General features: G+C 53.6%; 14 protein-coding genes, 1 tRNA gene and 1 rRNA gene (1 of these 16 running past the window's edge). 13 read left to right on the forward strand and 3 right to left on the reverse strand.

Features of this window, described 5'->3' with window-relative positions:
* Positions 1-175: 175 nt before the first annotated feature.
* Positions 176-1,606 (reverse strand): DEAD/DEAH box helicase, encoded by a 1,431-nt coding sequence (locus HMJ29_RS09815; RefSeq protein WP_171591313.1) that lies wholly within the window; start codon positions 1,604-1,606, stop codon positions 176-178.
* A 267-nt stretch (positions 1,607-1,873) separates the two neighbouring features.
* Here HMJ29_RS09815 and HMJ29_RS09820 point away from each other — a divergent pair.
* The 3 genes from HMJ29_RS09820 (at position 1,874) to HMJ29_RS09830 (ending at position 3,450) form a co-directional block, all read left to right on the forward strand.
* Positions 1,874-1,947, forward strand: a tRNA-His gene (locus tag HMJ29_RS09820).
* A gap of 156 nt (positions 1,948-2,103) precedes the next feature.
* Positions 2,104-3,039, forward strand: coding sequence for a PfkB family carbohydrate kinase (locus HMJ29_RS09825; protein ID WP_171591314.1), 936 nt, complete (start codon positions 2,104-2,106; stop codon positions 3,037-3,039).
* Positions 3,040-3,174: 135 nt separating this feature from the next.
* Entirely contained in the window at positions 3,175-3,450 is a 276-nt protein-coding gene (locus HMJ29_RS09830) for a hypothetical protein (protein ID WP_171591315.1), read from the forward strand.
* A 91-nt stretch (positions 3,451-3,541) separates the two neighbouring features.
* Here HMJ29_RS09830 and HMJ29_RS09835 read toward each other — a convergent pair whose 3' ends face one another.
* Both HMJ29_RS09835 and HMJ29_RS09840 read right to left on the reverse strand, forming a co-directional pair.
* Positions 3,542-4,429 (reverse strand): hypothetical protein, encoded by an 888-nt coding sequence (locus HMJ29_RS09835; RefSeq protein WP_171591316.1) that lies wholly within the window; start codon positions 4,427-4,429, stop codon positions 3,542-3,544.
* A gap of 55 nt (positions 4,430-4,484) precedes the next feature.
* Complete coding sequence (locus HMJ29_RS09840; protein WP_171591317.1) at positions 4,485-6,218, reverse strand: M61 family metallopeptidase; 1,734 nt, start codon at positions 6,216-6,218, stop codon at positions 4,485-4,487.
* Positions 6,219-6,449: 231 nt separating this feature from the next.
* On the opposite strand from HMJ29_RS09840, the gene rpmH reads away from it, so the two are divergent.
* The 10 genes from rpmH to HMJ29_RS09890 form a co-directional block, all read left to right on the forward strand.
* The gene (rpmH, locus tag HMJ29_RS09845; RefSeq protein WP_045689549.1) at positions 6,450-6,608 is read left to right on the forward strand and encodes a 50S ribosomal protein L34; all 159 of its coding nucleotides are present in this window, start codon (positions 6,450-6,452) and stop codon (positions 6,606-6,608) included.
* 34 nt (positions 6,609-6,642) lie between these two features.
* Positions 6,643-7,068, forward strand: coding sequence for a ribonuclease P protein component (locus HMJ29_RS09850; protein WP_171591318.1), 426 nt, complete (start codon positions 6,643-6,645; stop codon positions 7,066-7,068).
* Positions 7,069-7,092: 24 nt separating this feature from the next.
* Positions 7,093-8,802, forward strand: coding sequence for a S41 family peptidase (locus HMJ29_RS09855; protein ID WP_171591319.1), 1,710 nt, complete (start codon positions 7,093-7,095; stop codon positions 8,800-8,802).
* A 60-nt stretch (positions 8,803-8,862) separates the two neighbouring features.
* The gene (locus HMJ29_RS09860) at positions 8,863-9,573 is read left to right on the forward strand and encodes a hypothetical protein (protein WP_171591320.1); all 711 of its coding nucleotides are present in this window, start codon (positions 8,863-8,865) and stop codon (positions 9,571-9,573) included.
* Positions 9,574-9,603: 30 nt separating this feature from the next.
* Positions 9,604-10,302 (forward strand): tRNA (adenosine(37)-N6)-threonylcarbamoyltransferase complex dimerization subunit type 1 TsaB, encoded by a 699-nt coding sequence (tsaB, locus tag HMJ29_RS09865; RefSeq protein ID WP_171591321.1) that lies wholly within the window; start codon positions 9,604-9,606, stop codon positions 10,300-10,302.
* An 85-nt stretch (positions 10,303-10,387) separates the two neighbouring features.
* Positions 10,388-10,900, forward strand: coding sequence for a DUF2480 family protein (locus HMJ29_RS09870; protein WP_171591322.1), 513 nt, complete (start codon positions 10,388-10,390; stop codon positions 10,898-10,900).
* Between the two features lie 177 nt (positions 10,901-11,077).
* Complete coding sequence (locus HMJ29_RS09875) at positions 11,078-12,415, forward strand: APC family permease (protein ID WP_171591323.1); 1,338 nt, start codon at positions 11,078-11,080, stop codon at positions 12,413-12,415.
* A gap of 229 nt (positions 12,416-12,644) precedes the next feature.
* Positions 12,645-13,928, forward strand: a complete 1,284-nt coding sequence (locus HMJ29_RS09880; RefSeq protein ID WP_171591324.1) for a hypothetical protein — start codon at positions 12,645-12,647, stop codon at positions 13,926-13,928.
* Between the two features lie 273 nt (positions 13,929-14,201).
* Positions 14,202-15,380 carry a serine hydrolase gene (locus HMJ29_RS09885; protein WP_171591325.1) on the forward strand — a complete coding sequence of 393 codons (1,179 nt, stop codon included), beginning with the start codon at positions 14,202-14,204 and terminating at the stop codon, positions 15,378-15,380.
* A gap of 852 nt (positions 15,381-16,232) precedes the next feature.
* Positions 16,233-16,362 (forward strand): 16S ribosomal RNA (locus tag HMJ29_RS09890); it runs 1,385 nt beyond the window's last position.

The raw sequence follows: 16,362 nt of genomic DNA on the forward strand, positions 1-16,362 counted from the left end.
CGCGAAGTAATCTTGCCTATTCAGCGCGCTGACTCTTCTATCGCAAAAAGCCCTTACCTCCTGCATGGAAGTAAGGGCTTCTCTATTCTCTGGGCCTTAAAATCCGAAAAGGAAGGATTGCTTCGCGCTGCTCGCCATGACACTGCACTTACTCACTCAATCACTGACTCACCATTTATTTACTGCGGCGGCTGCGGGCACGGCCCTGAGCTGCGCGAAAAGCTTTGGAAGAAGGGGAGGAGGCTTTGCCCTTAGACGGGTTGGCCTTATTGCCCTTCTGGCTGCGGTTTGGCCCCACGGCAAACTCCCGGCCGGTACGCTTGTCAATGGTCACGCCAGGCTTAATCCACTCCTTACGCTCGTGGAAGGCTCCCTGGAAAGATGGGTCTTCCCGCTTACGGCGCTCGTCCTTTTCGCGGTCCATGCTCTGCTGCTCCTCAAACGGAGTAGGCACCACTTCCACTTCAGGCGGCAAGGGCAATAGTGGAATCTCCTGCCGAATCAGTTCGGCAATCTGCTCCATGTGGTGCATTTCAGCCTCATTGGCAAACGTGATGGCTGCGCCAGTGTGCTGGGCCCGGCCGGTGCGGCCAATCCGGTGCACGTAGTCGTCGTACACCAGCGGCACGTCGAAGTTAATGACATGGCTCACCTCGGGCACATCAATGCCCCGTGCAGCAACATCTGTTGTTACCAAGAACCTGACCTCACCGGCCTTAAAGGCCTCCATAGCATTGATGCGCACATTCTGGCCCTTGTTGCCATGAATGGTGCGCACTTCTCCGTGGGCCTTGCGCTTCAAAAAGTTCGCAACGTTCTCAGCGTGCTGCTTGGTGCGCGTGAAAATCATTACCCTATTAAAGCTGTCCCAATCAAGAAACAGGTACTCCAGCAGGTTAATCTTCGTGACAAGGTTAGGTACCTCGTACAGGCTCTGCGATACATTTTGGGCCGAGGTAGCGGCGGGCGTTACTTCCACTCGCACCGGAAACTCCAGGAACTCCTCACTCAGCGTGGTCACCTTATCGGGCATGGTGGCTGAGAACAGCACGTTCTGGCGCTTGCGCGGAATAACCTCCAACAACCGCCGGATCTGGGGCATAAAGCCCATATCCATCATCTTGTCGGCCTCATCCAGCACCAGCGTCTTGAGCTCCTTCAGTACCAAGTCGCCCTTTAGGTACAGCTCCATCAAGCGGCCAGGTGTGGCAATGAGAATATCAACGCCCTTGGCAATGGTCTCAATCTGCGTTTTGGGACCCAGGCCACCGTAAATGGCAAAAATGCGCAGGTCGGTGTACACGGCCAGCTTCTTTAGGTGCGCTTCCAGCTGCATGGCCAACTCCCGGGTGGGAGCCATAATCAGGGCTCGGGGGTGCGTGCCTTGAGCATATTTCACCTTCATCAGCAGAGGCAAACCAAAAGCGGCGGTTTTGCCAGTGCCGGTTTGAGCAATACCCAACACATCATGGCCAGCCAGCAACAGCGGAATAGTTTGCTCCTGCACGGGGGTAGGATGCTCAAAGCCCGCCTCGGCCACGGCCGTGAGGAGTTGCTTGTTGAGCTTAAAATCGGCAAAAGTGAGCGGCTGCGGCGTATCTGACATGACAAAAGGGTATTACAAAGCGCAAAGGTACGGGGAATACCGGCGGCAAGCTTTGCTTAGTGCTAAAACCGCTGTCCGTATCTCCACAAGTCAAGCTCGTGCTGCGCCCTGCGTAGACTGGCCTAGCCAATCCTATCAGAGCAGGCGGGGTTCAGGAATGCTTGGTGAAGACTAACAGAGGATTACGATTTAGATTCAAAAAAACTCGCGCATTCTTTTGCAAAGTAGCGGCTACCGGCTACTTTTGTCGCTCCAATACCCCACATGGTAGGTATAGCTCAGCTGGTTAGAGCGTCGGATTGTGATTCCGAAGGTCGTGGGTTCGAGCCCCATTACTTACCCACCTTAAAAGGCCTCTGCTGCACGGTAGAGGCCTTTTTATTTAACTGCCACCCACGCATCAGGCTCTTTTTCGTGTCTCTTCGGAAGGATTTGGATATTTGTGGTGTTGCAGCGCAGAAGTGTCTTGCATGAATCACCTTTTACCCCTCTGACTTATGAGTCTGGTTGTTATCGGAACTGTGGCTTTTGATGCCCTGGAAACGCCATTCGGCAAAACCGACAAGATTGTTGGTGGTGCTGCTACCTATATTGGCCTGTCGGCCAGCTACTCCGTGAAGCCCGTGAAGGTGGTAGCCGTAGTCGGTGATGACTTCGCCCAGTCGGATATTATGCTGCTGGAAGAGCATGGCGTTGATACCGAAGGCTTGCAGATCAAGCAGGGCGAGAAGTCGTTCTTCTGGTCGGGTAAGTACTCCAACGACCTGAACTCACGCGAAACGCTCGTTACAGAACTCAATGTACTGGCTGATTTCGACCCCATCATCCCCGATTCATACCAGGATTGCAAATACCTGATGCTGGGCAACCTCACGCCTCAGATTCAGCGCCTCGTAATTCAGCGCCTCGTAAACCGGCCTAAGCTCATTGTAATGGATACAATGAACTTCTGGATGGATGTGGCTCTGGAAGACCTGAAAACAACCATCGAGATGGTAGACGTGCTTAGCATCAACGATGAAGAAGCTCGCCAGCTTTCCGGTGTGCACTCGCTGGTAAAAGCCGCCAAAATTATTCAGGCCATGGGTCCCAAGTACCTCATCATCAAGAAAGGTGAGCACGGTGCCCTGCTCTTCCACAAGAACAAGGTGTTTTATGCGCCTGCTTTGCCCCTGGAAGAAGTGTTTGACCCCACCGGTGCCGGCGATACCTTCGCGGGTGGCTTTATCGGTTACCTCGCCGCTACCGATGACATTAGCTTTGACAACATGAAACGCGCCGTAATTCACGGCTCGGCCATGGCTTCGTTCTGCGTAGAAAAGTTCGGGACTGAGCGCCTGCTCAACCTTACTCAGGAAGAAATTGAAGCCCGTGAGCAGCAGTTTGCCGACTTGGTAGCCGTAGTACCTGCCTCAGCCGTGCAAAACGCTTAAGTAATAGTTTGCTGGCCTTCACGCCTCTCCATTGCTGATGTATTCAGAGGTGGAGAGGCGTTTCTTTTTACATAACCTTCTGGTAGGTAATAGGGTAAAAGAGAGAAGATTTTTTCACTCTTAGCACCCACCGCCATGTCTAAGCATAAAAAAGATTCCTCCGATTCTCTCCAGCAGCATGATACTTCTATGGGGCCTGATGCACTAAAGCATGCGCCAGGCTCTGCTGCCCCAGGTAACCATTCTACCAGTGGAGGAACCCATACTCAGAATCCTAACCAGAATCAGATTACCGTGAGCGGTAATCCAATCAAAAACAACACGCCGGGCGGTAACATCAATGAGGTACGGTCGGCTAGAACCAATAAACCCCGTAGCAACCCCAACCCCAGCCAGCAAAGCCAGAAATAGGGTTGTGTACACAAAAGTATAAAAGCGAATCCCCGGTCTGATACGTCAGATTGGGGATTCGCTTTTATACTAACCGCTAACCGCCTACGCGTTACGGTACAATACTTAACCGGACTACGCGGGTATCAACATCACCCTTATCAAAGAAGTCTTGCTCAAACAAGATGGTCTTGTTATCAAGCCAACGGGGATTGGTGCATCCCCATTCTGTTTGCCGTTCCCAGAGCAGACGCAGGCTATTTCCCTCCGCCGACCAGAGCTGTAGGCCACTCGGCTCAAAGCGGGCAAGTACGTCGGAGTTGCCACACACGAAGTGCCGGCCATCTGGAGAGATAACGGGCGGGGCCATGAGCTGCGTCTTGCGGCCGGTGCGCTGGTCAACCAGCATGTAGTAGCCACCCTCATACAGGTGCACGGAAACAAGCCACTGCTTTATCTCCGGCAGGCTGGCCACAAACTCGTAGGCCACATTGTGCTCGTTCTCTACGGGGTTGTTGATAAGCTTTACCTCTGGGCCCGAGGCCGGGCGAAGGCGCAGGGCCCGTCCAGTGCGTTGCACGCGGGTCCCGGCCTGCGTAATACGACGCCTCTCTTCTACTGTAAAATCCAGAAAAGCTTCCTCTTCTTCAGCAGAAGTGGGCTTAGGCGTAAGCCACGCCGGACTTTCCAGCTTTTCATAAACTGGCCTGGCGGCGGGATATATGCGTAGCACCCGGCCCGGTACCTGTACAATGGTATCGAGATGGTCGAGGCGGTAAATACGGGGCGGCTTGGGCGGCTTAGGCAGTTGCGGCATAGCCGTTACGGCTGGCCGTTGCTTTTCCGCGGGCTGCATCCTGATGGAGCACGCCGACAGTACAGCAGCCAGAGGCAACACTTTTGCGACGGTGCGCAGCCGAAACATGGCGATGTTCAACGAAAACGATGGTACGTAGAGAGAAATCGAATAGCAGTAGGTATGCTGTGAGGGAAATTTCAAGCAACAGAAGTGAGCAAGTGCTTACGGCTGTAAGTAGGAATGCGCTGCCCTGCTCTTAAAAATCTTGCTTTAACCACTGCTGGAAGCTGGCCTGCTGCTCGGGAGTAGCCGTTGGGAGCTTTTCCACGGTAAACTTCTGCCAGAAACGGTGGCCGGGCTCTGCTACCAGTGGCACCGTAACCAAACGGTTCTGCCGGAATACGGTTACCTCGTGCTGAAGAGCTCCGTCGCTGAGAAGCGAGTGAAGATTCATGGCTACTCGGCGACCATTTACAGCCACAATTTCATCATCAACGGTGAGCACCAACGCTGCCGGAGCATCGGGCAGAATGTTTGTCACCTCAGTGCGCTCGTTCTTCACCACCGTTCGGAATCCGTAGATACCTTCTGAAGCCGAGGCGTTTTCCTCAGTATGCAGGCGGCAGCCAACAAAGCTGAGTACTCTGTTCAAGGGCTCTTCCAGTGGGGCCGTGCCGTAAATGAACTTGTCGAAGTAGGCCTGCATATCACGACCGGCCACATCGTTCACAATGCGGGTGTAGTCTTCTTCGGTGTAGCCCACCCCGGTTTGCCCAAACTCCGTCCAGAGGCGGCGCATTACGTCATCGAGACTGCGCTTGTGGTTGGAAAGCTGCCGCAGGGTAAGGTCTAGTAGCAGTGCTACGAGAGCACCTTTATGGTATACCGATACCTTACGGTCGGGCACGCCGGGCTTGTAGCCATCCAGCCAGAGGTCCATACTGGCATCGGCTACCGACAGATGATAGCGGCCATAATCATCAAAATGCTTGCGCAGTACAGCGTTAAGCTCATGAAAGTATTGCGCGGCCGTGCGTACTCCGGCGCGGGCCAACAGGTACTCACCATAATAGGTAGTAATGCCTTCCGCAATAAAGCACGTCCGGAAGTAGTTCTCCCGAGCATAATCATAGGGCTGCATCTCCAGGGGCCGGATGCTCTTAATGTTCCAGGCGTGAAAGAGCTCGTGGCAGCTTACCCCCAGCAGCTCCTTATACAAGCCCTCCGTCATTAGCAGCTCCGCGGGGCCCAGCACAATAACAGTAGAGTTGAGATGCTCTACGCCGTGGTAGTGCTTGTAGGGCAGAATCTGGTTCAGGAAATGATAGTCGCTGGCCGGAAAACCTCCGAACAAAGCCAGCTGCTCCTGTGAGAAAGCCCGGAAGTCAGCTACCAATCTAGGCCAGTCGACGGGGCACTCACCCTGAATCCAGATGTAGAACGGAATGCCTTCTACCTCGTAGTTGCGGTATTGCAGCGTGGGGCTGGCAATGAGGGGAGAGTCGGCGAGGTGGTCGAAGTTCTGCGCTTGTAGTGTGTTGGGGCCACTTTGGGGTAGGCCACAGGAGAGCTGCCAGCCTTCTGGCAGGTCTAGCGCCAACTGGCACGGCTCCTGCTGGCGGTCCTCAATGTACATCAGCGCCTGCACGGGGTTCAGGTAAAGCTGAGTTTCATCGAGCCAGGAGCCCCCGGCATCCATCTGATGAGCGTAAAAATTGTAGCGCACCCGCACGGTGCGGCCGGCAGCATTCGTCACCTGCCAGCGGTCCTTCGTGACTTTACGCGTTACCAGCGCCTCGCCCGAAGCGGCGTCCTCAATGACAACGTGCTGCAGCTTCTGGGCAAAATTTTGAATTTCATAACGCCCCGGCCGCCACGCCGGGAGCTGCAGGTTCAAGGCCTGAGTGGCATCAGCGGCCACTTCAAAGGTCATTTGTATCTGCAGGTAAAAGGTAAGCGGATTCTCGAAGGAAGCGTAATAATGGATCATGGAAGCGCGAAACGGCAACTGCCGGTAAACCTGACGTAAAGCTACGAATTGCAGGGCGGTAAGCCCGGCTTTTCATACGGCTTTCAGCAGAAACCAGCATAGATTTACGCCTGAATACAGTAAGAGCCATTTCTGAGCTGAACCGGAAAAACCGCAGCTAACCGTTGTCTTTTCCAATTCATCCTCTTACCTTTGCCGGCCTTACCTGTCACTGAGTCACTTAACAATATCATGAAACGTACTTTTCAGCCTTCGCAGCGCAAACGCCGCAACAAGCACGGTTTCCGCTCACGCATGGAAACCGCAAACGGCCGCAGCGTAATTGCCCGTCGTCGTGCCAAGGGCCGCAAGCGCCTGACCGTATCCGACGAAGGTCGTCATAAGCGCTAAGCCGCTGACGGCCTCCGCCGCACCGCTCCTGACGATGAATTCTACGCCGGGCGCGCGCTCCTTTTCGTTTCCGAAAGAAGAACACTTGTGCCGCAAGAAGCTCATTGATGAGCTCTTCGGTCGGGGTTCTTCTTTTGGTTTATACCCGCTCCGGTTGGTATGGCTGCCTACCTCGGAGCCTACTACCGCGCCACCTCAAGTGCTAGTTAGCGTGAGCAAGCGCAATTTTAAGCGCGCCGTAGACCGCAACTATTTCAAGCGCCTCATGCGAGAGGCCTACCGCCTCAATAAATATCGGCTGTTGGAGGCCGAGGGCGGGCACCGCGTAGGGCAATTAGCGATTATCTATACCGGCAAGGAAAAAAAGCCTTTTACGCTGGTCGAAAAAAAATTAATTTCAGGGCTAGAGCGTTTACTAACGGGTGCCCCTCCAATACCGGGGGCGGCATCTCCTTCGTAGGATAGTTTCTCTGCTGCCCCGTCTATGCGTAAAAAATCCTTGGCTGCTGCCGCATTGCTCGGCGGTGCAGCCCTACTCGTATCCTTCCGCTCGGCTTCTGAGAACGAGCGGTATTTCGAAATCGCCAAAAACCTCGACATTTTCGCTACCCTATTTCGGGAGGTGAATACGTTTTACGTTGACGAGATACCACCGGCGAAAATGGTGAAGACGGGGATTGATGCGATGTTAAAGTCGCTGGACCCCTACACTAACTACATCCCAGAGGACGACATTGAGGATTTCCGCACCATGACCACCGGACAGTACGGCGGGATTGGGGCCATTGTGGTGAAACGCAACGGCAAAACGGTAGTACAAGCTGCCTACGAAGGCTATCCGGCTCAGAAAGCCGGCCTATTACCTGGCGACGAGATTCTAAGCATCAATGGTATTGCCGTTGATAAAAAGACCAACTCTGATATCAGCAAGCTGCTGAAGGGGCAGGCCAATTCTCAGGTAAAGCTGCTGGTAACCCGCTACGGGCAGGAGGCACCTGCTGAAATTGTGATTACCCGCGATAAAATTCAGGTGGAAAACGTGCCCTACTATGGCATGCTCACCCCAGAAATAGGGTACTTCCAGCTGTCGGGCTTTACGGTTGATGCCGGCAAGGAGGTACGCCTGGCCGTGGCTAAGCTGAAGGAGCAGGGGGCTAAGAAACTAGTATTTGATATCCGCGACAACCCGGGTGGCCTACTGAATGAGTCGGTTAATATCGCCAATCTGTTCGTAGACAAAGGGCTTGATATTGTGAGCACCAAAGGCAAGGTTACGGAATGGAACAAGACCTATAAGGCCCTTGATGCTCCCCTTGATACGCAAATTCCGATGGTGGTTATCACCTCCAACCGCTCCGCTTCGGCTTCCGAAATTGTGTCGGGAGTGCTGCAAGATTATGACCGTGCCGTACTGGTAGGAGAGCGGACTTTTGGCAAAGGGCTGGTGCAGGCCACTCGGCCACTGAGCTACAACTCGCAGCTAAAGGTTACTACCGCGAAATACTACATCCCAAGCGGCCGCTGTATTCAGGAAATCGACTACAGCCACCGAGCTGAAGATGGTACGCTAGGTAAGGTGCCGGATTCTTTACGCACCTCCTTCAAGACACAGGCTGGCCGCACGGTATACGACGGCGGTGGCGTAGCGCCCGATGTAGAGGTGCAGGACCGCGAAATTGCTGACATCACGCGGGTGCTGCTCCAAAAGAGTTACCTCTTCGACTACGCTACTCGTTTCCGGTCTGAGCACGCCACTATTGCCCCAGCCCGTCAGTTCTCCCTCTCCGACGCCGATTACCAAAAGTTTGTTGACTACCTGAAGAACAAGGATATCAACTACAGCACCGACGCGGAAAAAGCCTTGGCTGACCTCACCAAGAAGGTGAAGGATGAAAAGCACTACGAGGACGTGAAGACGGAACTCGAAGCTATGCGCCGCAAGGTATTCACCAATAAGAGTAATGACCTGACGCGCTTTAAGCCCGAAATCAAGGAGCTGTTAGAGCAGGAAATTGTGTCGCGCTACTACTTCCAGAAAGGCAGCGTAGAAGCCACCTTCGACGATGACCCTAACATCCTGATGGCCATGAACGTGCTCAATGACCAGTCGCGCTACGCGGCTCTCCTGAAGCCCGGCACTGCAGAAGCCAAAACCCGCCCCGAAGCCAAGCGCAGCACGGCAGGAGGGAAGTAAGAATCCAGAATTGTAAAACAGAAAAGCAGCCTCATATTGGGGCTGCTTTTCTGTTTTACAATGAATCACATTAGACTATACTTTATATCCCTCCTGTTTGTATCAATAGGATGCGAACAGAATCCCGTAAAGGCTCCGGTAAATAGCTCTGCTGCAACAATTGATTCATGTAGCATCAGTTTTGATATCGATACAGTTCGTTTCAATAATAAATTGACTAACTGTCAGAAGCGCCAAGTATTCCTGCGAAGAAATTTTGAAGAAGATTACAGTAAGATTGAAGACACAACTCGGATTGCCTTGAGCTTCATCTGGTGGCGCTCTTTTCATGGCCTAGCTATTATTCGTCTAGAGAATAGGCCAACAATAGCTTTCTCAGATTCAGGCAATATCAAGCGAGAAGTTTGGCAGGAGTGGTTTGCTACATATAAGACAGACATTCAATCCTTAAATAAGGATTTTACTTTCTGGGTGAGTGGTAAGCCAGGAGGCAAAATCCCACCTTTTGTATTCCAACAACATGTTGAGAGGCTGCCTACAAATAAAACTCCCACAGTGATTCAGTTACTTGACACTGTTGGATTTTGGGATATGAAGCCGGTTTATCCGGCACCTTCACATACAGATGGTTCATACTGGACTCTTGAAGTTTATCGGAATGGTAAATACCATGAAGTGTCTACAGATTTAAAAAGCCATCCAGTAAAGTCTATTTGCTTACAGCTAATCAAGATCAGTAAGCATCCGGCTACCCCAGAGGAAATTTATTAAGCAATCCTTCACGTGGAGTACCTTTGCTCTATGTCTACGTTGCTGCTTTCCCTCGAAACTTCCTCTCCCGTTTGTTCAGTAGCCCTGCACCGGGTGGCCGATGGTAGCCTTGTAGGCCAGTCGGAGCTGCGCTTGGAGAAGTCGCACTCTTCTCACCTGAGTGTGCTGATAAGCCAGTTACTTGAGAACAGTGGGCATACACTTCAAGATCTGGCGGCAGTTGCCTTGTCAGATGGACCGGGCTCCTATACTGGCCTACGCATTGGGGCCGCCGCCGGTAAAGGCTTGTGCTACGCCCTCGATATTCCGCTGCTTGCCGTAAGCACCCTGCAAAGCTTAGCGCATCAGGTAGCAGCTGGCACCGCCTGGCCCGAGCAGTTCCTGTATTGCCCTATGCTGGATGCGCGCCGGATGGAAGTATACGGTGCTGTGTACACGCACACCGGCGAAGAAGTGCTGGCACCCACGCCGCTTCTGCTAGATGCGGATACCCTAGCCGAACAAATGGCCCACCATCGGTTGTTGTTCTTTGGTAGTGGAGCGGCAAAGTTTCAGACACTTCTCCCAACTACTGCGCAAGCTGGCTTTTTAGCTGAGGTGGTGCCTTCCGCGGTGGCGGTCGGAGCCCTTGGCGTAGAGGCCTACCAGCGGCAGGGGTTCCGGGATGTGGCCTACTACGAGCCCTTCTACCTCAAAGAAGTATACACCACGACGCCTAAAGCCAAGTAAGCCTATTAACTAGGTGCCTTCGCGCAACTGGCCTCGCTTTCTATAACATCGCCCAAAATTGCCTGCTATCAGCCGGTATTGCATCATGGAAGAAATCATCAACCGCGTAGCGCAAAGCGCTCTTACCTCGCTCAACCTAGAGGAGCTGTTGCACCCCGGTGAGCGGGTGGTGTACGACATCAAAGACAACCTGTTCCACGGCCTGATTCTGCGCGAAAAGGACTTCCGCGAGTTCATCAAAACCCACGACTGGACCCAGTACGACGGCAAGAACGTAGCCATCATCTGCTCGGCCGATGCCATTGTACCCACGTGGGCTTACATGCTGCTAGCCACTAAACTGCAGGGCCACGCCCACCGCTACGTGTTCGGTAACTTGGAGGCGCTGGAGCAGGAGCTGTTCCACGAAGCCATTGCCAAAATTGACGCCGAGGAATATCGCGACGCAAAAGTGGTGGTGAAAGGCTGCGGCTCTATTCCGGTTCCCACCTACGCCTACGTAGCTATCATGCAGAAGCTCCTGCCAGTAACAGCTAGCGTTATGTACGGCGAGCCATGCAGCACTGTCCCTCTCTATAAGCGGCCCAAAGTGGCCTAGTGCGTAAGCACCACAAAAACACCCGTCATCCTGAAGCTCAAGGCAGGAGTTGGTTACGTAAGAGCAGCATAGGTCATTATAAAATGGCCTAGCAGTACCGCTCTCACATGCCAGAATATGCCGCTTGGCTCATGATGACGGGTGTTTTTCTTCATATTTAGGCCAAAATAGACCTGCATGCCATCAGAAGCTCCTGACACATCCTACAAAATCAGTGTCCTCACGGGTATTGCTATTGTGGTGGCCAGTATGGTAGGAACGGGGGTATTCACCAGTCTGGGGTTTCAGGTATTGGGCATTCAGAGTGGCTTTGCCCTTCTGATGTTGTGGGTGATTGGCGGCGTTATTGCCCTCTGCGGGGCCCTTTGCTACGGCGAGCTGGCCGCTGCCATGCCTCGCTCAGGCGGCGAGTATCATTACCTGTCTCAGATCTATCACCCGGTTTTGGGCTTTCTGTCGGGTTGGGTGTCGGCTACCGTGGGGTTTGCGGCTCCTACCGCACTAGCGGCCATGGCGCTGGGTAGGTATACGCAAAGCGTGTGGCCTAGTGTATCGCCCATGGCCCTGTCCATCGGAGTTGTCTTAGCCCTGACGCTGGTACACGCGCTCAGCCGCCGGGCCGGCAGCCGTTTGCAAGTAGTCATTACCTCCGTGAAGGTGTTGGTGCTGATAGCCTTCATCGGGGCGGGGCTAGTGGTAGCCACGCCGCAGCCGTTGGCCTTCCTGCCGCACACCTCCTCCGACTGGCACCAGCTGCTTAGCCCCGCCTTTGCCGTTTCGCTGATTTATGTGTCCTACGCTTACTCGGGCTGGAACGCGGCGGTGTACCTCACCGGAGAAGTGCAGAACCCCCAGCGCAACCTGCCCCGAATTCTGCTGATTGGTACCGCCATTGTGCTTTGCCTGTACGTCGGCCTCAACTTCGTATTCCTGTATTCCACGCCCATTCCTACGCTAACGGGGCAGGTAGAAGTAGGCTTCGTGGCGGCTACCAACTTGTTTGGGGTAGGAGTGGGCCGCTTGATGGGCGCCGTTATTGCCGTACTGCTGGTATCTACCATTAGCTCCATGATTTTCGCCGGCCCCCGCATTGTGCAGGTGATGGGCGAAGATTTAGCTCCCCTGCGGCCCCTGGCTAAGGTAAGCCGCCAGGGCATCCCCGTACGCGCTATGCTGTTTCAGCTGGCTCTCACGCTGCTATTCATTGTATCAGCCACATTTGAGGCGGTGCTGGTATACGCTGGATTCATCCTGAGTTTGTTCACGTTTCTTACCGTACTGGGCCTATTCGTGCTCCGTGTGCGCCGCCCCGATTTACCCCGGCCCTACCGCACTTGGGGTTACCCCATAACGCCCTTGCTCTTCCTGGGCCTCAACGGCTGGACGCTCTGGTTTCTGGCCCACGACAAACCCTTGGAAACCTGCTATGGCCTGCTTACCCTTGGGGCGGGCCTGCTGACTTATTTCCTAGGCCAGTGGGCCTCGCATCGGTTCGCAGGCTTAGGCCGTACGTGAGCTTACTTCTGCATTCCTTCCTAACAGCTACTGGCCTATCGTAGCACTCGTATTTCGTCTGCTACTCCTCTGGTCTACAAGCAGGTTATCGGCCATGTGTGTCAAGCCTAACCATAAGCCTGAAAAAGAAAACTGCTGGCGTTGCGGCGTGAAGCTGTAACGGGTGCTCTGTATGGCGGAGCTACGACGGTTTGTTTACTTTCGCCTTCCGCACCTTCCTTTCAATCCCATGCGTTTTCCCGCCGTCCGGCTGCTTTTGCCGGTTTTCCTGGCCGCTTTGTCGGCTTGCTCTGATCAGAAGAAAACAACCCAGGTCGAACAGGCCAACCGTAGGCCAGTCGTCGCTGATACTACTTCGGCACCAACTCCGCCTGCTACGCCAGCGGCTCCAAAAGCCACGCCCGAGCAGGATATAGCCGCTTACCTCGCCGGCATGCCTGTCAGCGCCAGCAGCGAGTTACAACTCCTCACAGCTCAACCCGCCTGGCAGGCATTTTCCGCCGACGCCAATAAAAGCTGGAATAAGTACGACTCAACCCGCACCGTCAAAATTGAGCGGTGGGCTGCAAAAGAGCTGGATTCCGTGCGTGCTGCTAGCCCCACGGTGTTTTACCCGTTCAGCGGACCCGACTTTCTCAACGTCACCACTATGTTTCCCGGCAGCAGCCGGTATATTCTGATTGGCCTAGAGCCAGTAGGTGCGCTGCCGCCGCAAACCACGCTGCAGAACCCCAAGCTGTTCCCGGCACTTAAGGCCTCGCTGTGGTCGGTGCTCAACTTCAGCTTCTTCCGCACCAACGACATGGCCGTCGACCTAAACGGGAAAAAGACGGACAGCACCTGGATTGCCAAGCGGAAGCAGCAGATGGGAGTGAAGCCCGCGAAGGAAGTCACCATTGATGGCGTGCTCCCGCTCCTGATGCTATTCGCCGCCCGCACCGATCATCAGGTAACTGCCGTGCGCTACATCCAGCTAAATGCCGAGGGCCAAGCCTTGGAGGCTGATACCGCCACAATCCGCAAGCCCGGCTTGAAAGAAGTGCCCGGAGTCGAGGTAACCCTAAAAGCAAAAGATGGCCAGGAAAAGTCCGTCGTGTATTTCTCCGCCGACCTCAGCGACTGGAAGCTAGGCGTCACGAAGGAAGCCGTATTGAAGTACGTACGCACGCTGGGCCCGCTGACTACCTACGTGAAGTCGGCCACCTACCTCATGCACAAGAGCTACTTCAGCAAAGTCCGGAACCTGGTTCTCGACCGCAGCAACTTCATACTGCAAGATGATTCCGGTATTGCCATGAAGTATTTCCCGGCATCCAACTGGCAGTTCACGTACTACGGAACCTATAAGCGGCCGATAAATTTGTTCGCCAAGCAGTACCAGCCAGCCCTCACGGCCGCTTACACCGATTCTGCTAACCCACCTAGGCCACTTCCCTTTGGCACCGGCTACAACTGGCGCCAAACCGATTCCAACCTGTTGCTGGCCCGGCGTACCAAGCTGTTAGCTGAATAAGAAAGCATCAAGTGAGTTACAATAAATAGCCATGCCACTCCGCATGGCTATTTTTATATTGTCCATTATAGTAATAGGAGAGGGGGAGAAAACGTACAAGCCAGGTATGGCTTTCATGCCCCTATATATAAGGTAGAGTAACCTCAGTCTGTCATGGTCTACCCGCTTCGGCTTTTCACTTTCCTCTCGTGCCTACTAGTAAGTAGTAAGCCGCCAACCAGCTCTCCAAGCCCACTGCCTGTGGGGCTAACTCGCTTTGTCAATAGTAGCCTCTTGGATAGTTTGCTCCGGGCCGATTCGCGGCTACTACCCGTAGTGGAGCGCGCCGCCGAATACGAACTCCAAATCATCTATACGCAAATCAATCGTGACGCGCAGAATGCACCTCACTTTGTTCAGCACGATTTTCGGCTCGATGCCCGACAATACTTCAACCCCGCGAGTCTGGTCAAGCTCCCTACCGTTGCTTTATCACTCGAAAAGCTAAACCAGCTCCACGTAGAAGGCCTCACTCGTCGGACTCCCATGGCTACCGGCGCCGCGCATAGCTGTCAAACGCCTGCTCCTTATATAGTATCTGCAGACTCTGATAGGGTGAACACCATTGGCAACTACATCAAGCGGATGCTGCTGGTCAGCGACAACCAAGCATATAATCGGCTCTACGAGTTTCTAGGCCAGGGCCCGCTTAATCAGCGGCTTCAGCAACTGGGGTACCCCAATGCCCGCATCGTTCGGCGCTTTGCTCCCTGCGACACCGCCGCTAATCGCTACACCAACCCCATCAGCTTCCGCGACGCCCAAACCAACCAGGTGATATACCAGCAGCCAGCGGCAGTTAATCGGCAACCTCTACCCGCCCCTCTTGGTCGCGTCACGAAAGGCAGAGCCTACCAAGCCGGTGGCCGCATCATTCAGCAGCCGTATGATTTCACCACCGCTAATTATTTGCCTCTTCAGGATATAACGAACATACTTCGCGCTATACTATTCCCGGAGGCTACCCCCGCGAACGAGCGTTTTCAGCTTACGCCTACTGATTATGCCTTCCTGCGCTACTATCTACACCAGACTCCGCATGGTTCAGGCTACAGCTTATACCAGCCCTCCCGCTATTTTGATGCCTACAAGAAGTATCTCTACTATGGGCGCAGCCCGAAAGCTATAGCGCAACCAGGGCTACATATATATAATGTAGTAGGGATGTCGCACGGCTACTTAGCCGATGTGGCCTATTTCGCCGACTCAACCCAGCGCACGGAATTTCTCTTAAGTGCCGTGTTATATGTCAACAAAGACGGGGTTATCAATGATGGCAACTACGAATACGAGTCTGTAGGCCTACCTTTTCTCGCTGCCCTAGGTCAACAGATCCAACAATACGAAGCCAAGAGGAGCCGCCCATACCCCGCAAAGCTGGATGAGTGGTTCCAAAAAGACGATATCAAATAGGGAAGGAGAGGGATTTGTACCTCCTTTCTATAAGCAGACAGATCGATTAGCTGATTTTTTTCACTCCAATGTGAACTAACCGACAGAGGTAAGTCGTTCTGCCCCAGCCAACGGGAATAGCCCGGGGAGGGGCCTTTCAACAAAGCTCCTGAAAGTTTCTCCGCTAGGCTTGCAAAAGCGAAACAGAATCCGGACTTTTGCCCACCCAAATCGGACGGAGGCGGGCTACGGACAGGGCGAAAAGAAAGTTGCGGTAAGCGCTAGGAAAAGCGGAGAGACTCGGCTTACCTTTGCAGCCCGCTTCAGCTGGAAGCGCCCCGGCAGTCGAGTTGAAAAAAGTTTTTCTTCGCTTGCTTGCTAGTTCAGAAACTCCTGTTACCTTTGCACCCCGCTTACGACCCAAAAGGGGCTCAGGACGCGGGAAACGAAGAAAGTGAAAAGATTTTTTTGCTTTCGGAGTTGGAAAAGAGGAAAAGAGCAGCGTATCTTTGCAGCCCGCTTCAACTGGAAGCGCCTGAGTCAACCGAAAAGTGAGAAAGTTTTTTTCACTTCAGCATTTGGCCAAACAAAATAGAGTGAGTACCTTTGCCACCCGCTTCGCCTGGAAGCGCTGGCAGTGTAGCTTACCCCGACTACTAATAGGGTAGTCACGACGCTTCTTCAATAGGAAGGAGCAGACGTTCTTTGAATGATTGGAAAGACAATATGGGTGTTGACTCAGTGGAAACACGGGGTCAATAATAAGGACTCATAAGCGTAGAGAAGAAACGAATACACATACAGCTCGTCAAACAACGAGTCGGAGATGGCACTCGACATCGGCCCTGCTTCGGCAGGTGCTAAGTAATTTATACAATGGAGAGTTTGATCCTGGCTCAGGATGAACGCTAGCGGCAGGCCTAATACATGCAAGTCGAACGGGTGGTAGCAATACCACTAGTGGCGCACGGGTGCGTAACGCGTAACCAACCTGCCCTTGACT

Origin of the sequence: Hymenobacter taeanensis (genome assembly GCF_013137895.1) — a bacterium.
Taxonomy (GTDB): domain Bacteria; phylum Bacteroidota; class Bacteroidia; order Cytophagales; family Hymenobacteraceae; genus Hymenobacter; species Hymenobacter taeanensis.